Origin of the sequence: Schaalia odontolytica (genome assembly GCF_031191545.1) — a bacterium.
GTDB classification, from domain to species: domain Bacteria; phylum Actinomycetota; class Actinomycetes; order Actinomycetales; family Actinomycetaceae; genus Pauljensenia; species Pauljensenia odontolytica.
In genome coordinates, this window is the sequence record NZ_CP133472.1 from 2,303,253 (window position 1) to 2,323,547 (window position 20,295).

A 20,295-nucleotide genomic window follows, 5' to 3' on the forward strand; every position below is an offset into this window, starting at 1 on the left:
ATGCGCAAGTGCTGGGAGGTTACCCTGTGGGAGTGAACAGTGCTCTGAGCCGCGGGGCTTGTACGGCCTCGCTCATCCGTCCGATCCCTCCGCTGCGCGTGCAGGGCCCCGCCCGCGTCGTCGCAGTCAGCGGCGGTATCGGATCCGGCAAGTCCTCGGTCACCCGCGTGTTCGCCTCGATGGGGGCGACGACGGCGGACGCCGACGCTATCGCTCGGCAGGTTCTCGAGCCGGGTCAGCCCGCGCTCAAGGAGGTCGCAGCGCGCTTCGGAGCTGACCTGATCGGTGAAGACGGTGCCCTCGATCGTTCCGGCCTCGCCCGACGTGTTTTCGCCGGAGAGGGCGCCGAAGAGCGTATCGCGGCCCTCAACGCGATCACCCATCCCGCCATCGAGCAGCGTGCATGGGAGATACTAAACGGAGCTCCCGAAGGATCTGTCGCGGTGTACGACATTCCCTTGCTCGTCGAAGGAGATCATGCGGAGCACTTCGATGCGGTTGTCATCGTGGATGCGCCCATCGAGGAACGCATTAAGCGACTGGAAGGCAGGGGAGTAGCGCCCGAGGACGCTCGTGCACGCATCCGCGCCCAGGCCTCGTCGTGCCAGCGCCGCGCCGTCGCCTCGATCTGGATCGACAACGAGGGAAGCGCGTGCGATCTCGAAGAGGTAGCGCGCCTCGTCTACGAACGCTGGCTCGCACCGGATACCCCTGTCTTCGACTGACCGGGCCGAGGCGGCAACGCTTGGCGCGAACCTCGGTGCTCTGTGCGGGCGGCACGTGTGCCTGGGCGGTAGCGTAGAGGCGTGAGCGCTAAGCCTGTGACCCGCCAGAACAAGCCTTTCGAGGTTATTTCTCCCTACACGCCGTCGGGCGATCAGCCCAAGGCCATCCGCGAACTCGCCGCCCGCATCCGCGACGGCGAACAGGACGTCGTCCTGATGGGCGCGACGGGTACGGGAAAGAGCGCCACGACCGCGTGGCTCATTGAGGAGCTGCAGCGTCCCGCCCTGGTCCTTGAGCCGAACAAAACGCTGGCCGCCCAGCTCGCCGCAGAGTTCCGCGAGCTGCTCCCCAATAACGCCGTCGAATACTTCGTGTCCTACTACGACTACTACCAGCCGGAGGCCTACGTCCCGCAGACGGACACCTTCATCGAGAAGGATTCCTCCATCAACGGCGAGGTGGAGCGCCTGCGGCACAGCGCCACGAACTCGCTGCTCACCCGCCGTGATACCGTCGTCGTGTCCTCGGTGTCCTGCATATACGGCCTCGGTACGCCCGAGGAGTACGTGGCCCGCATGATCGAGCTTGAGCGCGGCATGATTATCGACCGTGACGCGCTGCTGCGTCGCTTCGTCTCCATGCAGTACGTGCGCAACGACATGGCCTTCACGCGTGGCACTTTCCGTGTGCGCGGCGACACGATCGAAATCATCCCAGTGTACGAGGAACTCGCGATCCGCATCGAGATGTTCGGCGAAGAGATCGATTCCCTCGCCGTTCTCCACCCGCTGACCGGCGACGTGATCTCCGAGGTCGACCACACCTACCTGTTCCCGGCATCGCACTACGTGGCCGGCGAGGAACGCATGAAGAAAGCGATCGCGTCCATCGAGGACGAACTCGACGATCGGCTCGAGTGGTTCCGCGGCCAGAACAAGCTGCTTGAGGAGCAGCGTCTGCGCATGCGCACGACCTTCGACCTAGAGATGCTCAAGGAAATCGGGTCCTGCTCGGGCGTGGAGAACTACTCGCGGCATATCGACGGACGAGGCCCGGGCACGCCGCCGCACACGCTGCTGGACTACTTCCCCGACGATTTCCTGCTCATCATCGACGAGTCCCACGTCACCGTCCCGCAGATCGGCGCGATGTTTGAAGGCGACATGTCCCGTAAGCGCACCCTCGTCGACTACGGATTCCGCCTGCCGTCCGCGATGGACAACCGCCCCCTGAAGTGGGACGAGTTTACACAGCGCATCGGCCAGACCGTGTACCTGTCGGCCACGCCCGGCCCCTACGAGCTCGAGCGCTCCGATGGCGTCGTCGAGCAGATCATTCGCCCCACGGGCCTCGTTGACCCGCTCGTCGTCGTCAAACCCACGCAGGGGCAGATCGATGACCTGCTCGAGCAGGTGCGCGTGCGCGTCGAGCGCGACGAGCGCGTCCTGGTCACCACACTCACGAAGAAGATGGCCGAGGAACTCACCACCTACCTGGCCGAACGCGGAGTGAAGGTCGAGTACCTCCACTCTGATGTCGACACGCTGCGCCGCGTCGAGCTGCTGCGCGAGCTGCGCCTGGGAACCTTCGACGTGCTCGTCGGCATTAACCTTCTGCGTGAGGGCCTCGATCTGCCTGAGGTTTCTCTTGTGTCGATCCTTGACGCGGATAAGGAAGGCTTCCTGCGCTCTACCCGTTCGCTCATCCAGACGATCGGCCGCGCCGCCCGAAATGTGTCCGGTGAAGTCCACATGTACGCGGACAACATGACCGACTCGATGAACGAGGCTATCTCCGAGACGATGCGCCGCCGCGAGATCCAGATCGCCTACAACGAGGAACACGGGATTGACCCGCAGCCGCTGCGCAAGAAGATCGCGGACGTGACAGACATGCTGGCACGCGAGCAGGTCGACACTCAGACGCTCCTGGAGGGCGGCTACCGCAAGGAAAAGACCGCTCGTGAACGCTCCGAAAGCGCCGTAGGTGCCGGGTGCTCCGCGTCCTCCGGTGCGCGAGCCGAGGCCGAGCTCGCGGAACTCATCGAAGAGCTGTCTGCCCAGATGATGACCGCCGCCCAACACCTCCAATTCGAGGTTGCGGCGCGCCTGCGCGACGAAATCGAAGACCTCAAAAAGGAACTGCGTGCCATGAAGCGCGCCCACTGAGCGTGCCTTCCGGCCGGTGCAGCCGGGCATCAGAACCGCCCCTGCCTCGTTCGTCGGCGCCGGTAGAGATCGTCAAGGCGACAGACGCCACTTGTCATGAATCACCAAGGATCATTTTGTTCCGACTAGGATAGAGGCGTAAGCGGAGGGGAGTACTCCCACCAACAGTGGCGTCGTCATCACGACGGCCCGCCCACGCGGCGTGGCCTCCGGCGTCACCGGCCAGAATCCCTGGCGGGAGGAGACCTCCGGTACCCGACTCGTACCGGAGGACCCACGTATGCACGTGCACGCCCTTGCCTGGATTGTCCTGGCAGGCATCATCCTGACCATGATCGTCGTCGACATCGTCGGCCACGTTCGCACGCCCCACGAACCCACACTCAAGGAAGCCACCTGGTGGTCGGTTGCCTACATCGCGATCGCCCTCATCTTCGGTGCCATCGTCTGGGCCGTGTGGGGGCCGCAGTATGGCCAGGAATACCTGGGAGGCTACATCACCGAAAAAGCGCTCAGTATTGACAACCTCTTCGTGTTTGTCATCATCTTGTCGACGTTCCGAGTGCCTCGGAAGAACCAGCAGGAGGTCCTGCTGGCCGGTATCATCATTGCGCTTGTCCTGCGCCTCATCTTCATCCTGGCGGGTGCCGCCCTCATCGAGAACTTCTCGTGGGTGTTCTACATTTTCGGAGCCTGGCTGCTGTGGACTGCCATTAGCCAGGTACGCGAGGGCTCCAACGATGATGACGAGGATGAGTACCGGCCGCCGTTGCTCGTTCGTTGGGTCTCCAAGGTAGTGCCTGTCACCGACGGCTTCATCGGCTCGCGTATGCTCTACCGCCACGGCGGACGCACCTACATCACGCCGATGCTCCTGTGCGTCATCGCCATCGGCACCGCCGACGTCATGTTCGCCGTCGATTCGATTCCCGCGATCTACTCGCTGACCTCCGAGGCCTACCTCGTGTTCGCCGCCAACGCGTTCTCGCTGCTCGGCCTTCGTCAGCTCTACTTCCTCATCGACGGCCTGCTCGACCGCATCGTGTTCCTGCACTACGGCCTCGCTGCGATCCTCGGCTTCATTGGTTTCAAGCTCATCAATCATGCGCTGCACACCAACGAGCTGCGCTTCATTAACGGGGGCCACGAGGTGTCGGTCATCCCCGAACCGTCCATTGCCTTCTCGCTGGGCTTCATCGTCGTGACGATCCTGATCACCGTTGCTGCCTCGCTCGCGGTTTCACGTAAAGCGCGCGCGTGAGATGAATGCGAGCGCGGCTCGGCGTTAGAATTCCGTGGTCGGAGAGTTAAGAGGTACCTATGGTTGTTCACGCGTGGGCGTGGGGTGTCCTGGCGCTTGTCGCCGTCGCCCTGGTCGCGCTCGATTTTCTGGGGCATGCCCGTAATCCTCACCCGCCGACGGCCACGGAGGCCGCCCGCTGGACGCTTTTCTACGTCGGCCTTGCGGCTCTGTTCGGGGTTGGCATCTGGCTGACGAATGGGTGGCTCTATGCTCAGGAGTTCTACGCGGGCTGGGCGATGGAGTGGTCGCTATCCGTCGACAACCTCTTCGTGTTCATCATGATCCTCAAGGCGTTCCGGGTCCCGCGCGAGAACCAACAGAAAGCGCTGCTCTTCGGTATCGTCATAGCGCTGCTTCTTCGCCTGGTGTTCATCCTCATGGGTTCCGCGTTGGTCGCACGCTTCTCGTGGGTCTTTTTCATCTTTGGTGTCTGGCTCCTGTGGACGGCATTCTCTCAGGTGAAGGAAACCGCCACGGGTAGCGCAGACGACGAAGAGTACGAAGAGAACGCCTTCATTCGCGTTCTCCGCCGAGTTCTCCCGGTCTCCGACGGCTTTGTCGGCAGCCGCATGCTCTACCGCCACGGCGGGCGCACCTACATGACGCCGATGTTCGTGGTCGTGTTGGCCCTCGGCTCCGCAGACCTCATGTTCGCCTTCGATTCGATCCCCGCGATCTTCGGGATCACCTCGCAGGCGTTCCTCGTGTTTGCATGCAACGTTTTTGCACTCATGGGTCTGCGCCAGCTCTTTTTCCTGGTGGATGCCTTGCTCGGCAAGCTCGTCTACCTGGGCTACGGCCTCGGCGTGATCCTGAGCTTTATCGGCGTGAAGCTCATTCTTGAGGCCCTCCACGCCAACACGCTACCGTTTATCAACGGCGGACGTGGCTTTGAGTGGGCTCCAGAAATTTCCGTCTCGGTATCGCTGGGGGTTATCGTCGTGACCCTCGTGGTTACCGTTGTCACCTCGCTGGTTCGCAGCGCAATGGACGAGGAGGGCGCCCGTGAGCGCTGAGAACCCCAGTGTCGACGAGCACGGCCTGAACGGTGCCGATGTCGCTGAGCGCGTGGCGCGCGGCGCGGTCAACCGCGTGAAGGATCGCACGTCGCGATCAGTGACGTCTATTATCCGAGAGAACGTGCTGACGCTGTTCAACGCGATCATCGTCGCGGCGTCGGTCATTGTGCTGCTTTTTGGCGATCTGCGCGACGGCATCTTCGGTGGCGTCATGATCATCAACGCGGTCATTGGCATCGTGTCCGAGCTGCGAGCCAAGCGCACTCTCGATTCGCTTGCGATCGTCGATGCCCCGCAGGCGACCGTTTTACGCGACGGCACTCTTACGGTGGTGCCCGCGCGCGACGTGGTCCTCGATGACGTGATCGAGCTGACTCTCGGCGATCAGGTGAGCGTCGACGGTACGGTCCTGTCCTCGGTGGGCCTGGAGATCGACGAATCGCTGCTGACCGGCGAGTCTCGCCCCGTCAAGAAGAAACAAGGGGATCAGCTTCTTGCGGGAACGAGCGTCGTCGCGGGTTCGGGCCGCATGGTCGCGACTGCGGTCGGTGAGCGCGTCTACGCGCAGGGCCTGTCCGAGCAGGCTCGTGCCTTCACGCGCACCGTTTCCGAGATTCAGATGTCGATCAATCGGGTGCTGCAGGTCGTATCCGTCATGCTGCTTCCCATCGTGGTTCTTACGTTCTACTCGCAGAACCGCGTCGCTGGGGGGCACGGGGGAGACTGGCGCGAGGCTCTCGTGCTCTCGGTCGCCTCCGTCATCGGCATGATCCCGCAGGGGCTCGTGCTGCTGACCTCGATGAACTTCGCCATCGGTTCGGCGACGCTTGCCCGCCGCGGCGTGCTCGTCCAGGAGCTTCCCGCCGTGGAGGTGCTCGCGCGTGTCGACTGCCTGTGCCTGGACAAGACGGGAACCCTCACGACCGGTGGCATCCGAGTGCGCAGTGTTGAGACTGTCTCGGGTGACGAAACCACGGTGTTGCGTGCCCTCGCGAGCGCCGCGAGCGACCGCACGAATGCGACCGCCGAAGCGATCTGGGGGCACCTGGGGGACCGTGAGCGCGCCGAAGCGGCACAGCGCATCGAGTGGTCCGTGCCCTTCTCCTCGGCGCGCAAGTGGAGCGCCTGGGGGGCGGGGAGCGAATCATGGATTCTGGGCGCACCGGAGTTCGTGATCGACGAGACGCTCGTTGAGAACGCGGATGTCCTGGCCAAGGTGGGACTCGCCGCGGCGGATGGTTCGCGCGTCGTCGCCCTCGTTCACGCCGACGAGGCCGTGGTGGACGATGAGCTGCCCGCGAAGCGCGCGGTGGCTGCCCTCGTTGTCCTTGAGGAGGACTTGCGCCCCGACGCAGCCGATACTCTCGACTACTTCCGTTCGCAGGGCGTGCACGTTCGCGTCATTTCGGGGGACAACCCGACGACGGTCGGCGCGCTCGCCGCGCAGGCCGGCTTGACCGCGCCGGACGGCTCGCCCGCCCGCCTGATGGATGCCCGTGACCTGCCCGAGGACCTGACCTCGCAGGCATTTGTCGATGCCATCGAGAACCACGACGTGTTCGGCCGCGTAACCCCCGAGCAGAAGCGTGCCATGGTCGGCGCGCTCCAGGCCCGCGATCATTGCGTGGCCATGACCGGTGACGGTGTGAACGACGCTCTCGCGTTGAAGGACGCCGACCTGGGGATCGCGATGGGCAATGGCACGCAGGCCACGAAGGCTGTCGCGCAGATCGTCCTCGTGGACTCCAAGTTCTCCGTCCTTCCCGGTGTCCTGTTGGAGGGCCGGCGCATCATTGCGAACATGGAGCGCGTCTCCTCGCTGTTCCTGGCAAAGACCACCTACGCTGCCGTCCTCGTCATCGTGACGGCGCTGGTCGGCTGGCGTTACCCGTTCCTGCCGCGCCAGTTCAGCTACATCGACTCGCTGACGATCGGCATCCCGGCGTTCTTCCTGGCGCTGTGGCCGAACCCTCGCCGCTACGTGCCCGGCTTCCTCAAGCGAACGTTGTCGCTTGCGATGCCCACGGGCATCATCCTGTCGGCCGCGGCGCTCACCGCCTTCGGCATCGTTGACGGGCCCCCTCAGGCACGCGAGTCCACGGCGGCGATCCTGTCCCTCATGCTGGGGGCGATCTGGCTGCTCGTCATCACGGCGCGCCCCCTGTCCACGTGGAAGTGGGTATTGCTCGTCTGCGTGACGAGCGCGACCGTCGGGGGAGTGCTCATCCCGCCCGTGCGCCGCTTCTTTTCTATGGTTGCGCCTTCCGGATACGAGTGGCTCGTCATCCTCGGCGTTGGTGCCTGCGCAGCGATCCTCATCGAGGTCGCACAGCGCATCTTCTACGCGAGCCAATTCGTCCGCTCGCTGGAGGGCTGAGGAATCCAGATACGAGTCGAGGCCGGTGACGGGTGATGAACCCGTTTCCGGCCTCGTTCGTGAGCCGCGATCAGAACGCCCGGATGACGGGGTTCCACTCGCGAATGAGACGCGCCTGGATGACCTCGGCGACGTAGAAGGGATCCTCGTTGAGGATCCGCTCGACGTCGGCTTCGCTCTCGGCGTTGATGAGGATCAGCGCGCCGGGGATCTCGCCAACGAGGGGGCCGGAGGCGATGTTGATCCCCTGTTCGAGCAGGCCGGAGAGGAACGCGCGGTGCGTTGGGCGTACCTCGTCCATCGTCTCGGTCATCGAGGGGTTGTAGACGTATTCGACTGCGTAGAATGCCATACGCACAACACTAGCCCCCATCCGCCCTTTTGCCTAGGGGACGGCTAGGATCGAGGGGTGCATGACAAGCTAATCATCCAGGGTGCCCGCGAACACAACCTCAAGGACGTGAACCTCGAGCTGCCCCGCGACTCCATGATCGTTTTCACCGGCCTGTCGGGATCCGGGAAGTCCTCCCTCGCCTTCGACACGATCTTCGCCGAGGGACAGCGCCGCTACGTCGAGTCCCTCTCGTCCTACGCCCGCCAGTTCCTCGGACAGATGGACAAGCCGGACGTGGACTTCATCGAAGGCCTGTCGCCCGCGGTCTCCATCGACCAGAAGTCGACGTCGCGCAACCCGCGTTCGACGGTGGGCACGATCACGGAGATCCACGACTACCTGCGCCTACTCTACGCCCGCGCCGGCGTCGCTCACTGCCCGGAATGCGGGGCTCGGATTCAGGCGCAGACACCCCAGCAGATCGTCGACCGTGTGCGCACGATGGACGAGGGTACGCGCTTTCAGGTCCTGTCTCCGGTCGTACGTGGCCGCAAGGGCGAGTACCAGGACCTCATCGACGAGCTTCGCTCAGAGGGCTACACGCGAGCGATTATCGACGACGAGATGGTTCGCCTCGAGAACGCTCCCAAGCTCGAGAAGAAGCTCAAGCACACCATCGAGGTTGTCGTCGACCGTCTCGTCGTGCGTGAGGGCATGCGCCAGCGCCTCACCGACTCCGTCGAGACCGCCCTGCGCCTGTCCGACGGCCTCGTCGTCATCGACTGCGTCGACCTGGACGCCGACGATCCCGAGCGTCGACGCCGCTTCTCCGAAAAACGTGCGTGCCCCAACGATCACCCCCTGATGCTCGACGAGATCGAGCCCCGTACCTTCTCCTTCAACGCCCCCTACGGTGCCTGCCCGGACTGCTCGGGACTGGGCTTCCGCCTCGAGGTTGACCCCGAGCTGGTCGTGCCCGACGAGGAGCTTTCCCTCGCCGACGGTGCCGTCATTGTCTGGAACTCGAACTTCAAGTACCACAAGAAGCTCCTCGAATCCCTCTCCAAGGAGCTGGGCTTTGCGATGGGCACACCCTGGAAATCCCTGCCGAAGAAGGTCAAGGACGCCGTGTTGTACGGCAAGGACTACGAGGTCACGGTCAAGTTCCGTAACCGATGGGGGCGCGAACGCTCCTACACGACGGGCTTCGAGGGCGCGGTCAAGTACATTGAGCGCAAGCGCGAGGAGACCGAGTCCACCGCCGTGACCGAAAAGCTCGACTCCTACATGCGCGAGATCCCGTGCCCGACGTGCCACGGTGCCCGCCTGCGCCCGGAGGTACTGGCCGTGCGCATCGGCGATAAATCGATCGCCGAGCTCTCCGACATGTCTATCGCGGATGCGCGCGCCTTCCTCGCCGACGTCGAGCTCGAGCAGCGCGCACGCTCGATCGCCGCGCCGATCCTCACCGAGATCGAGGCTCGTCTCGCCTTTCTCGTTGACGTTGGACTCACCTACCTGACGCTGTCGCGCGGTGCCGGCACCCTGTCGGGTGGCGAGGCACAGCGTATCCGCCTGGCCACGCAGATCGGCTCCGGCCTCGTCGGCGTCCTCTACGTCCTTGACGAGCCGTCGATCGGCCTGCACCAGCGCGACAACCGCAAGCTCATCGCCACGCTCGAGCGCCTTCGAGACCTCGGCAACACACTTATCGTTGTCGAGCACGACGAGGAGACGATGGAGGCCGCCGACTGGATCGTCGACATTGGACCCGGTGCGGGAGAAACCGGCGGCTGGGTCGTACACTCGGGTCCGCTGTCTGAGCTGCTCACCAACCGCAAGTCGCTGACCGGCCAGTACCTGTCTGGCAAGCGCCGTATCGTCCTGCCCCCGACCCGCCGGCCAATCGATAAGAAACGCGTCGTCACAGTTAAGGGCGCGCGCGAAAACAACCTGAAGAATGTCGATGTCTCCTTCCCTCTGGGCGTCCTCACGGCCGTGACCGGGGTCTCCGGATCGGGCAAGTCCACCCTCGTCAACGGGATTCTCTACCGCACCCTGGCCTCGCGCCTCAACGGAGCACGCATGGTGCCCGGACGTCACCGCACGATCACGGGCATCGAACAGCTCGACAAGGTCGTACACGTGGACCAGAGCCCGATCGGCCGAACACCCCGCTCCAACCCGGCGACCTACACGGGCGTATGGGACCAGATCCGTAAACTCTTCGCCGAGACGCAGGAGGCGAAGGTGCGTGGCTACGGCCCGGGCCGTTTCTCCTTCAACGTCAAGGGTGGGCGCTGCGAGTCCTGCAAGGGCGACGGCACCTTGAAGATCGAGATGAACTTCCTGCCTGACGTGTACGTGCCCTGCGAGGTCTGCCACGGCGCCCGCTACAACCGTGAGACACTCGAGGTTGAGTACAAGGGCAAGACCGTCGCTGACGTGCTCAATATGCCGATCGCGGAGGCCGCACAGTTCTTCGCGCCGATCTCGCGCATCGCCCGCCACCTCAACACTCTCGTCGAGGTCGGACTGGGATACGTCCGTCTTGGCCAGAGCGCGACGACCCTGTCGGGTGGCGAGGCTCAGCGCGTGAAGCTGGCCTCCGAGCTGCAGCGACGCTCGACCGGCCGCACGGTCTACGTGCTCGACGAGCCCACGACGGGCCTGCACTCCGAGGACATCCGCAAGCTGCTCCTGGTCCTCCAGTCACTCGCTGACAAGGGCAACACCGTGATCGTCATTGAGCACAACCTTGACGTCATCAAGAGCGCCGACTGGATCATCGACATGGGTCCGGAGGGTGGCGCCGGCGGCGGCACGGTCGTCGCGCAGGGGACGCCCGAAGAAGTCGCCACGGTCAAGGAATCCTTCACCGGCCAATACCTCGCAGAGGTCCTTGCGAAGGAGGCCGAGCGAGACACCGCCAATGGTCAGAAGTGAAGGTTAGTATGTATCTCACGACTCCCGCATACGGTCTGTACGGCTTTTACTACTTCTGGCCCGCATGGCTCCACCTCGTCGTGGTCGCGCTCATGGTGGTGTCCGGCGGCTTAACTCTCAAGGCACTCGTTGCCCGAAGCGCCGGTCGGCCCCGGGTCTACGGCTTGGGCTGCGGTTTCGTCGCTAGTCTCGGTAACCTGTGCCTGAGCGTGCTGGCCCATGCCGAGGCTCGCCACGTGTGGCAGCTCGGAACGGTCATCGTGATTTATGCGGTCGTCGCCGTCTTCCTGGTCGCGACCCTCGTGTCCCTGTGGCGCGCGGGGTCCCGCGGCTTCGGGTGGTCGCGTGCCTTTCACCTGTTGCTGACGGTTGGCGTGGCCGTGTTCGCCGCCCTCGAAATCGCGCGGCGTATGCTTTTCTGGATTCCGCTGCCTGTCTGGGGAGCGATCTTCCTGCTCGCTGTCTTCGCAGCCTTTGTCCTGGGACGTAACACCGCCCCCGAATGAGCGCTCCAGAACGGGAGGTGCGAAGCGGCCCCCACCTCACTTGTGAACGAGGCGGTGGCCGCTTGGTCTGTGAGACAAGAGCGGGAGAACCCGGGTTACTCCTGGTTCTTCGCGGCCTCACCCGACGCGTACAGGGCCTCAACCTCGTCGGCGTAGTCGGCCAGGACACGGCGACGCTTGAGCTTCAGCGAGGGAGTCATGTAACCGTTCTCCACGGTGAACGCCGCATTGACAATGCGGTAGCGGCGGATAGACTCGGCGCGCGAGACGGCCTTGTTGGCCCGAGCGATCGCCTTCTCGAGCGAGTCGCGTACCTCGGGCAGATTCGCGGCTTGCGCCGCGTCGACGACGGGCAGGCCGTGCGTCGAGAGCCACTCGGGCAGCATCTCCGTGTCGAGCGCGATAAGCGCGCCGATATAGGGGCGGTTGTCACCGACCACGATGATGTTCGCGATGAGAGGGTGTGTTGACAGGGACTCTTCGAGGATCTCGGGGGAGACGTTCTTTCCCCCCGCAGTGACGATGAGTTCCTTCTTGCGCCCCGTGATGCGCAGGTGGCCACGGTCGTCGATGGAGGCGAGGTCACCTGTCTTGAACCAGCCGTCAACGTAGGCCTCGGACGTCGCTTCCGGCAGGTTGTGGTAGCCCTTCGATACGGAAATGCCCTGAACGAGCAACTCGCCGTCGGGGGCGATCTTCATGCGGTTGCCGGGCCAGGGGAAGCCCACCGAGTCCGGTGGGAAATCCTGCGGGGTCTCCACGGAGATCGGGCCGGTCGTCTCAGACAGGCCGTAGCCCTGTAGGAGCGTGATACCCAGACCGCGATAGAAATTCGCCAGGTCGAGAGCCAGAGGAGCGCCACCGGAGATGATGGTGTGCAGGTTCGGGCCCAGGATTGCGCGCACCTTCGACAGGACGAGGGCGTCGGCGATGCGGCCACGCAGCCTGAGCACTGTGGATGGCCCGGGGGAGGGCATCGCGGAGGCGTCGGGGATGGGCGTCGTGTCGGGTCCGGGGCCCGCGACGGCGGACTCGGGTAGCGGAGAGTCCACGTAGGCGCTGGCCTTGGACAGGGCGCGCGCCTGCTTGGCGGCCCACGAGAACATGCGGCCTTTCATGCCGCCACCGGCCTTCGCGGCGGCAGCGTTGTAGACCTTTTCCATGACGCGCGGTACCACGAGGAGCATCGTCGGCTTGAAGGTCGCGATGTCGTCGACGAGGTTGCGGGTGTCGGGGGAGAAAGCGGTGACTCCCTGCCCGGCGAGCAGGCAGTACATGACGAATCGTGCGAGCACGTGAGCGACAGGCAGGAAGAGTAGGGAGCGCGATTTTGGGTCGTTAATGAGCAGGGGAAGGAAGTCGTAGGCCTGCAGCATGGGCGAGATAAAGTTGCCGTGCGTGAGGACGACACCCTTGGGCATGCCGGTGGTTCCCGAGGTGTAAATGACCGTTGCCTCGTCGCTGAGCTTGACGGCATCGGTACGCTCGCGCACCTGCTCGACCGTCACTCCCTGTGCGGCGCCCGTCAGGACGCGCTGCGCGCCGCGGTCAAGGGAGAGAATGTGGCGCACGCTTTCGGTGCGCACGGACTCGACCAGCTCGGCCTGCTGCGTCGTCGCAGTGATGACGATGCGCACGTCGGCGTCGGCCAGGATGTGCGCGATCTGCGACGCAGAATCCGTTTCGTAGATGGGTACGGTGACCGCGCCGCAGGACAGCGCCGCCACATCGATGAGCGCCCACTCATACGAGGTCGGGGCCAGGATCGCCAGGTGGTCGCCGGGCTCAAGCCCGATGCCAATGAGGCCACGCGCGATCGAGTCGACCTCGCCGAGGAATGTCTCCATGGTGACACTACGCCATGCGCCGACGTTGGAGCGGCGTTCAATCGCGACCTGCCCGGGGTGAGTTGCTACACGCTGGTGGAGCATCTTGGGCAGGTTCATATCCTCGGTGGCTTCTCGCGTTGCGATGGACTCCCATGAGCCATCCGCGAGCCTGCGTACCGTCATTGCGGTCCTTTCGTGGGGTGGGCGTTGTGTGCTGAGCGTGCTGAGATCAGTTCTTCTTCAAGCGGCGGAAGAACCCGCCCTTCTTGGGCTCCTCGGCGGAGACCGGGCCGCCGTACAGGGCATCGACCTCGTAGGCGTAGTCGGTGATGACCTTGCGGCGGCGCAGTTTCATCGACGGCGTGACGTACCCGTTTTCGACGGTGAAGGTAGCGTCGATGATGCGGAACTTACGGATTGACTCGGCGCGGGAGACGGCCCTGTTGGCGCGTTCGACGGCCTTCTCGAGGGAGTCGCGCACGGCTGGCAGCTCGGCGGCTTCGGTAGGGGAGCACTGAGGCAGGCCGTGCTTGGTGAGCCAATCGGGCAGCATGTCGGCGTCAAGGGTGAACAGGGCTCCGACGTAGGGGCGCTGGTCGCCGACGACGATGACGTTGGCGATGAGCGGGTGCGTGGCCAGGGAGTCTTCGAGCACCTCGGGAGAGACATTCTTGCCGCCGGCGGTGACGATGAGTTCCTTCTTGCGGCCCGTGATGGTCAGCTGGCCCTTGCGGTCGATTGAACCCAGGTCACCCGTGTGGAACCACGTTCCGTCGGGCATGACCTCTGCGGTCTGTTCGGGGAGGTGGTAGTAGCCGGGCATGACGGACTGGCCGCGCACGAGAATCTCGCCGTCCTTGGCGATCTTGATGAAGTTTCCGGGCAGGGGCAGGCCTACGCCGCCGACGGGATTCTTGCCGATGTGCTGGACTGCGATCGGGCCGGTCGTTTCTGACAGGCCGTAACCCTGGATGAGCGTGATACCCATACCGGCGTAGAAGTGAGCGAGGTCGGTGGCCAGGGGTGCGCCGCCCGAGACGATGTAACGCAGGTTGGGGCCCAGGACGGAGCGGATCTTCTTGAGGACGAGCGCGTCGGCGATGCCGTGACGCATCTTCTTCAACATGCCGGGGCCGAAGGTCTTCTCGGAGGCCATGGAGAAGGTCCGTGCCTGCTTGGCGCTCCACGAGAACATGCGGCCCTTGAGGCCGCCGCCCGCCTTGGAGGATGCAGCGTTATAGACCTTTTCGAGGACGCGTGGCACGACGAGCAGCACGGAGGGCTTGAAGGCCTGGATGTCCGGCAGCAGGTTCTTGATGCTGGGGGAGAAGCCGAGTACGCCCTGGCCGGAGAGAATCACGTGCATGACGAGGCGCGCGAGGACGTGGGCAACGGGTAGGAAGAGGAGCAGGCGGGTCTCGGGGGAGTCGATGACCTCGCTGAGGATCTGGCGTGCGCCGAGCGCGGTGGCCACGAAGTTCGCGTGGGTGAGGGCTACGCCCTTGGGGTTCCCGGTCGTTCCCGAGGTGTAGATGATGGTGGCGATATCGGAGGAGGAGATGGCCGCTCGGCGCTGCTGGACGTTCTCGATGGTGATGCCGGTGGCGGCGCGGGCGATCAGGCGCTGGGCTCCGCGGTCGAAGGAATCCACCGACACGGTGTATTCGGGGGCGACGGAATGCACGAGTTCGGCCTGCTGGGTCGTGGCGGTGAAGACCCGGGTAACGTGGGCATCGGTGAGGATGTGCCGGATTTGGACGGCGGAGTCCGATTCGTAGATCGGGACGGTGATCGCGCCGATAGACAGGAGAGCGAGGTCCAGGAGAAGCCATTCGTACGAGGTCGGGGCGAGGATCGCGACCGCGTCTGCAGGCTGGACGCCAAGGCCGATGAGGCCGCAGGCTGTGTACTCGACCTGACGCTGAAGCTCGCTCGCGGTCAGTGAGCGGGTGGATCCGACGGAAGAGCGCTGTTCGACCGCAACCTGTCCGGGGTGCAGGAGCGCTCGCTTGGCGAGCATGTCGGGCACGATGTCGTGTTCGCCAACCTTGTAGGTTGGCTTGATCGTGTACGAGCCATCGCGCATCCGCTTCATCGTGTCCTCCGGGATATCGGTTCAAAGGCTGAACAACAGGTTCGATGAGAGTCTACTGGGTATGTAGTGGCCCCCGCCCCTTAACCGGGGTGGGGGCCACTGAGTGACGACTAGATCACAGGTCGTAGTACATCTGGTACTCGTAGGGGTGCGGGTAAGCGCGCATGGGGGCGACCTCGTTGGTCTCCTTGTACTCGAGCCACGTGTCGATGAGGTCCTGCGTGAAGACGTCGCCCTCAGTGAGGAACTCGTGGTCCTCGCGCAGCGCGTCGAGGGCAGCCTCGAGCGAGCTCGGCAGCTTCGCGATGTCCAGGTACTCGGTGGGGGGGAGCTCGTAGAGGTCCTTGTCGATCGGCGCAGCCGGCTCGATGCGGCGCTTGATGCCGTCGATGCCTGCCATCAGGCACGCGGAGAAAGCCAGGTAGGGGTTCGCACTCGGGTCCGGCACCCGGTACTCCACGCGCTTGGCCTTCGGGGACGTGCCCGTCACGGGGATGCGGATGCACGCGGAGCGGTTTCGCGCCGAGTACACGAGGTTGATCGGGGCCTCGAAGCCGGGAACGAGGCGTCGGAAGGAGTTCACCGACGGGTTTGTGAAGGCGAGGAGCGCGGGTGCGTGCTCGAGCAGCCCGCCGATGAACCAGCGGGCCGTGTCGGACAGGGAGCCGTAGCCGCGCTCGTCATAGAACAGGGGCTCGCCGTTCTTCCACAGCGAGATGTGCGTGTGCATGCCCGAGCCGTTGTCGCCGAACAGGGGCTTGGGCATGAAGGTCGCTGAATGCCCGAACTCGAGAGCGGAGTTCTTGATGACGTACTTGAACTTCATCATGTCGTCGGCCGCGGTCTGTAGGGTTGCGAAGCGGTAGTTGATCTCCTGCTGGCCGCCCGAACCGACCTCGTGGTGGGCGCGCTCGATAGTAAGGCCGACCTCCTCGAGGAGTCGGCTCATTTCGTCGCGCACGTCCGCGTACTTGTCGGCGGGGGAGACGGGGAAGTAGCCGCCCTTGATGGGCACCTTATAGCCCATGTTGCCGCCCTCCTCGACGCGTCCGGTGTTCCAGTATGCCTCGGGGGAGTCGACGGAGAAGAAGGTGTTGTGCGGCGTGACCTGGTAGCGCACGTCGTCGAAGAGGTAGAACTCGGCCTCAGCACCAATGAAGCACTCATCGGCGATGCCGGTCGAACGCAGGTAGGCCTCGGCCTTTGCGGCCACTTGACGCGGGTCGCGGGAGAAAGGCTCGTCCGTGAAGGGGTCGACGATCGAGAAGTTGACGACGAGAGTCCTGCGATCACGGAAAGGATCTACGAAGGCGGAGGAGATGTCCGGGACGAGCTTCATGTCGGACTCGTGGATGGCGGTGAAACCGCGCACCGAGGAGCCGTCGAACATGAGGCCGTCCGACAAAGCGGCGTCCAGGAATTCGCTCACCGGGATCGTAAAGTGCTGCTGAACACCGGGGACGTCGCAGAAGCGCACGTCGACGAGTTCAATGTTCTGCTCGGAGATAAAGTCTGCGACCTCTTGGGCGGAGGTGAACATGAACGTCCTTCTTTGCGGGAGTGATATCTACTCAATGGTCAAGAATCGATCAATTCGTAACCAAGTCCAGTATATGCCCACGGGTGGTGTCTGCGTGTGTTGGTTCTAGTTTTTGATGGATTCATGACATAGCGCACGCCCAAGGTGAGCGTCGGGCACTCCCTGCCCAGGCCTCGTACCCTGGGAACGTGGCAGATCCTTCGACGTACCGACCCCGCACGGGAGACATTCCCACCTCGCCGGGCGTCTACCGATTCTCAGACCCGCGCGGCCGCGTCATCTACGTAGGCAAAGCTAAGAACCTGCGCAACCGCCTCACCAACTACTTCCAGGACCTGGCGAACCTGCACCCGCGCACCCAGCAGATGGTGACGACCGCGAGCGCCGTGCAGTGGACCGTCGTGCGTTCCGAGGTGGAGGCCCTGACGCTGGAATTCACCTGGATTAAGGAGTTCAATCCGCGTTTTAACGTCATGTTTAAGGACGACAAGTCCTATCCCTACCTGGCGGTGTCGATGGGGGAGCGCTACCCGCGCGTGCAGGTGACACGTGAGCGTAAGCGGGCGGTGTCGCGCTACTTCGGCCCATACACTCAGGTGTGGGCGATTCGAGAGACGATCGATCAGCTGCTGCGAGTCTTCCCGATGCGCTCGTGCTCGGCGGGAGTGTTCCAGCGTGCGAAGGCACAGGGACGCCCCTGCCTGCTTGGATACATCGATAAGTGTGCGGCTCCCTGCGTGGGGCGTATTTCGATGGAGGAGCATCGCGAGCTCGCCGAGGGCCTGTGCCAGTTCATGGAGGGGCGAACGGGACCGGTGATCCGTGACCTTGAGGAGCAGATGCGCCAGGCGTCGATGGAACTGAACTTCGAGCGTGCGGCGAAGCTGCGTGACGACGTCAAGGCGCTGCGTACCGTGCTGGAGCGAAACGCGGTCGTGCTCGACGACGGCTCCGACGCGGACGTGTTCTCCCTTGTCAGCGACGACCTGGACGCGGCCGTTCACGTCTTCCATGTGCGCGGCGGACGCATCCGAGGCACACGCGGTTGGGTGATTGAGCGCGTGGACGGGGCGGATGACGCGGCCCTGATGGCTCGCCTTCTTGAGCAGGTCTATTCCTCGGCATCGCCGGACGAGGCCGGGACGGGGAAGACGGCAAAGGTGGCAGCAGTGAGCGTGGACGACGTCGCGCACACGCCGACCTCCGCGATCCCGCGCGAGGTGCTCGTCTCCGTCGAACCCGAGGAAAAGGAGACGATCGGGCGCTGGCTCGCCGAGATTCGCGGTGCCTCCGTGTCGATCCACGTGCCCAAACGCGGCCCGAAGGCACAGATCATGGAGACGGTCACGGAGAACGCCCGGCAGGCCCTTGCCCTGCACCGCACGAAGCGCGCCGGCGACATCACGGCGCGCTCGAAGGCGCTGGAGCAGCTCGCCGAGAACCTCGACCTGCCGGGCGCGCCCCTGCGCATCGAGTGCTACGACGTCTCGCATACGGGCGGCGAGAATCAGGTTGCCTCAATGGTGGTGTTCGAGGATGGCATCCCGCGCAAGGACGCCTACCGTACCTACAACATCCGTGGCGAGGACGGGAACGGCACCCCCGACGACACGAGTGCCATGAATGAGGTCCTCACTCGGCGCTTCTCGCGCCTGCTCGCCGAGGAGGCCGGCGTCGACGGTGAGGACGAGGATGGCGTTGCCTACGCCTCGGGACCGATCGATGCGATGACGGGACGCCCCAAGCGTTTCTCATACCGGCCCGATCTGGTGGTCATCGACGGTGGCCTGCCCCAGGTCAACGCAGCCCGCGCTGCCCTGGACGCGGTGGGCGCGGACGTTCCCGTCGTGGGTCTGGCCAAGCGTCTCGAAGAGGTGTGGATCCCCGGCGATGACTTCCCGCTCATTTTGCCGCGCACTTCTGAGGCGCTGTACCTCCTGCAGTACCTGCGCGACGAGTCCCACCGCTTCGCCATCACGAAGCACCGCAAGCGCCGCTCGAAGGCTCAGCGCCGTTCGGTCCTGGACTCCATTCCAGGGCTTGGACCCGCACGCCAGGGGGCGCTGCTCAAGCATTTCGGCTCGGTGAAGCGGATTCGCCAGGCCTCCGTCGACGAGATCGCCGCGGTCAAGGGCGTGGGAGTCAGCCTCGCGCAGACGATCCACGATAGGCTAGCGACATCGTCGAGGGAGGACACACCATGACAACGATGCTTCCGGTGCCACTGCCGGCACGCGTTCTGCTGCTCGGATCGGGCGAACTCGGCAAGGAAGTGACGATCGCCCTGCAGCGCTACGGATGCACTGTCATCGCCTGCGACTCTTACCCGAACGCTCCCGCCATGCAGGTTGCTGACGAATCCCGTGTCTTCGACATGAGCGACCCACAGGCCCTGCGCGAGGTTCTCGACGCCGTGAACGTCGATATCATCGTCCCCGAGGTCGAGGCGATCGCAACCGACTGCCTGAGTGTCGACGAGGAGCGCGGCGTGCGCGTCGTCCCCAACGCCTTCGCCGTCCAGGCAACGATGGACCGCCAACGCATCCGCACCCTTGCCGCATCCGTGCCCGGGGTGCGCACCAGCGCGTTCCGCTTCGCCCGTAGCGAGGCTGAACTGGCTGCCGCGCTCGACGAGGTCGGTTATCCTGCCTTCGTCAAGCCCACGATGTCGTCGTCCGGGCACGGACAGTCCCGCGTGACCGGCCCCGAGCAGGCAGCCTCCGCCTGGGCGCACGCGCAGGAAGACGCGCGCGCCGCGACCGGCGTCGTCATCGTCGAAGAGGGTGTTGACTTCGACTACGAGATCACCCTGCTGACCGTGCGCTCGTGGGACGGTGCCTCCGGCACGGTCACGACGAGTTTCTGCGCACCCATCGGTCACCGCCAGGAGGGCGGAGACTACGTCGAATCCTGGCAGCCGATGGCCATGAGTGAGGCTGCTATCGGCACGGCGCAAGATATGGCCAAGGCCGTCACCGATGCCCTCGCACAGGCTGGCAACGGCCCGTGCCTGGGTATCTTCGGCGTCGAGTTTTTCGTCCGTGGCGACGATGTCTGGTTCTCCGAGCTCTCGCCGCGCCCCCACGACACGGGCATGGTGACGATGGTGACCCAAAACCAGTCCGAGTTCGAGCTCCACGCCCGAGCGATTCTCGGCCTGCCCGTCTCCACCGCGCAGTCCACGCCGGGCGCGTCCGCCGTCATCAAGTCGACAAGCGCCGTCGATGCCCCCGTCTACAACGGTGTCTCGCACGCCCTCGGATCAGCCGACATTGTGCGTCTGTTCGGTAAGCCCGTGAGCCGCGCCGGCAGGCGCGTTGGCGTCGTTGCCGCGACCGCAAGCACGCCGAAGGAAGCGCGAGTTATCGCCAGGCGCGCTGCCGCCGGCATCACCGTCGACGAGGCCCCCGCGCCTTTCGCCTAACCGCTCCCAGCACCCGACCCGTCAGGAG

13 protein-coding genes are annotated in these 20,295 nt (G+C 64.5%); 9 read left to right on the top strand and 4 right to left on the bottom strand.

The genetic code is table 11. From position 1 onward, the window contains the following. Positions 1–32: 32 nt before the first annotated feature. The 5 genes from coaE (at position 33) to RDV55_RS09835 (ending at position 7,593) form a co-directional block, all read left to right on the top strand. Positions 33–725, top strand: coding sequence for a dephospho-CoA kinase (gene coaE, locus RDV55_RS09815; protein WP_245907782.1), 693 nt, complete (start codon positions 33–35; stop codon positions 723–725). Between the two features lie 81 nt (positions 726–806). Beyond that, positions 807–2,894 carry an excinuclease ABC subunit UvrB gene (gene uvrB, locus RDV55_RS09820; protein ID WP_111824508.1) on the top strand — a complete coding sequence of 696 codons (2,088 nt, stop codon included), beginning with the start codon at positions 807–809 and terminating at the stop codon, positions 2,892–2,894. Positions 2,895–3,174: 280 nt separating this feature from the next. After that, positions 3,175–4,155, top strand: a complete 981-nt coding sequence (locus RDV55_RS09825) for a TerC family protein (protein ID WP_111824507.1) — start codon at positions 3,175–3,177, stop codon at positions 4,153–4,155. Between the two features lie 59 nt (positions 4,156–4,214). Beyond that, on the top strand, positions 4,215–5,213 hold the full coding sequence (locus RDV55_RS09830) for a TerC/Alx family metal homeostasis membrane protein (protein ID WP_111824506.1): 999 nt from the start codon (positions 4,215–4,217) through the stop codon (positions 5,211–5,213). After that, positions 5,203–7,593 carry a cation-translocating P-type ATPase gene (locus tag RDV55_RS09835; RefSeq protein WP_111824505.1) on the top strand — a complete coding sequence of 797 codons (2,391 nt, stop codon included), beginning with the start codon at positions 5,203–5,205 and terminating at the stop codon, positions 7,591–7,593. The genes RDV55_RS09830 and RDV55_RS09835 overlap by 11 nt, the downstream gene beginning before the upstream one ends. Positions 7,594–7,663: 70 nt before the next feature. Here the strand turns inward: RDV55_RS09835 and RDV55_RS09840 are convergent, their stop codons facing one another. Next, positions 7,664–7,945 (bottom strand): YciI family protein, encoded by a 282-nt coding sequence (locus RDV55_RS09840; protein WP_111824504.1) that lies wholly within the window; start codon positions 7,943–7,945, stop codon positions 7,664–7,666. Positions 7,946–8,002: 57 nt separating this feature from the next. Between RDV55_RS09840 and uvrA the strand changes: the two genes are divergently transcribed. Further along, a complete protein-coding gene (gene uvrA / locus RDV55_RS09845; RefSeq protein ID WP_111824503.1) occupies positions 8,003–10,873 on the top strand; it encodes an excinuclease ABC subunit UvrA in 2,871 nt (956 codons plus the stop codon). Positions 10,874–10,881: 8 nt separating this feature from the next. Continuing rightward, positions 10,882–11,379 (top strand): polysaccharide transporter, encoded by a 498-nt coding sequence (locus RDV55_RS09850; protein WP_111824522.1) that lies wholly within the window; start codon positions 10,882–10,884, stop codon positions 11,377–11,379. Positions 11,380–11,474: 95 nt separating this feature from the next. Here RDV55_RS09850 and RDV55_RS09855 read toward each other — a convergent pair whose 3' ends face one another. The 3 genes from RDV55_RS09855 to glnA all read right to left on the bottom strand — a co-directional run bounded on the left by RDV55_RS09855 (position 11,475) and on the right by glnA (position 16,843). Further along, positions 11,475–13,391, bottom strand: coding sequence for an AMP-dependent synthetase/ligase (locus RDV55_RS09855; RefSeq protein ID WP_309187936.1), 1,917 nt, complete (start codon positions 13,389–13,391; stop codon positions 11,475–11,477). A 46-nt stretch (positions 13,392–13,437) separates the two neighbouring features. Next, positions 13,438–15,303, bottom strand: coding sequence for an AMP-dependent synthetase/ligase (locus RDV55_RS09860; protein WP_309187938.1), 1,866 nt, complete (start codon positions 15,301–15,303; stop codon positions 13,438–13,440). Between the two features lie 115 nt (positions 15,304–15,418). Further along, the gene (gene glnA, locus RDV55_RS09865) at positions 15,419–16,843 is read right to left on the bottom strand and encodes a type I glutamate--ammonia ligase (protein WP_111824473.1); all 1,425 of its coding nucleotides are present in this window, start codon (positions 16,841–16,843) and stop codon (positions 15,419–15,421) included. Between the two features lie 188 nt (positions 16,844–17,031). On the opposite strand from glnA, the gene uvrC reads away from it, so the two are divergent. Both uvrC and purT read left to right on the top strand, forming a co-directional pair. Further along, positions 17,032–19,047: an excinuclease ABC subunit UvrC gene (gene uvrC / locus RDV55_RS09870; protein WP_111824474.1), complete on the top strand. Its 2,016-nt coding sequence runs from the start codon at positions 17,032–17,034 to the stop codon at positions 19,045–19,047. Beyond that, a complete protein-coding gene (purT, locus tag RDV55_RS09875) occupies positions 19,044–20,267 on the top strand; it encodes a formate-dependent phosphoribosylglycinamide formyltransferase (protein WP_111824475.1) in 1,224 nt (407 codons plus the stop codon). The genes uvrC and purT overlap by 4 nt, the downstream gene beginning before the upstream one ends. Positions 20,268–20,295: the final 28 nt, after the last annotated feature.

Bases quoted from the DNA above. Each gene is read 5' to 3' on its own strand.
- RDV55_RS09825 (WP_111824507.1), top strand. From the start codon at position 3,175: ATGCACGTGCACGCCCTTGCCTGGATTGTCCTGGCAGGCATCATCCTG.
- RDV55_RS09830 (WP_111824506.1), top strand. From the start codon at position 4,215: ATGGTTGTTCACGCGTGGGCGTGGGGTGTCCTGGCGCTTGTCGCCGTC.
- RDV55_RS09840 (WP_111824504.1), bottom strand. From the start codon at position 7,945: ATGGCATTCTACGCAGTCGAATACGTCTACAACCCCTCGATGACCGAG.
- RDV55_RS09850 (WP_111824522.1), top strand. From the start codon at position 10,882: ATGTATCTCACGACTCCCGCATACGGTCTGTACGGCTTTTACTACTTC.
- RDV55_RS09855 (WP_309187936.1), bottom strand. From the start codon at position 13,391: ATGACGGTACGCAGGCTCGCGGATGGCTCATGGGAGTCCATCGCAACG.
- RDV55_RS09860 (WP_309187938.1), bottom strand. From the start codon at position 15,303: ATGAAGCGGATGCGCGATGGCTCGTACACGATCAAGCCAACCTACAAG.
- glnA (WP_111824473.1), bottom strand. From the start codon at position 16,843: ATGTTCACCTCCGCCCAAGAGGTCGCAGACTTTATCTCCGAGCAGAAC.
- purT (WP_111824475.1), top strand. From the start codon at position 19,044: ATGACAACGATGCTTCCGGTGCCACTGCCGGCACGCGTTCTGCTGCTC.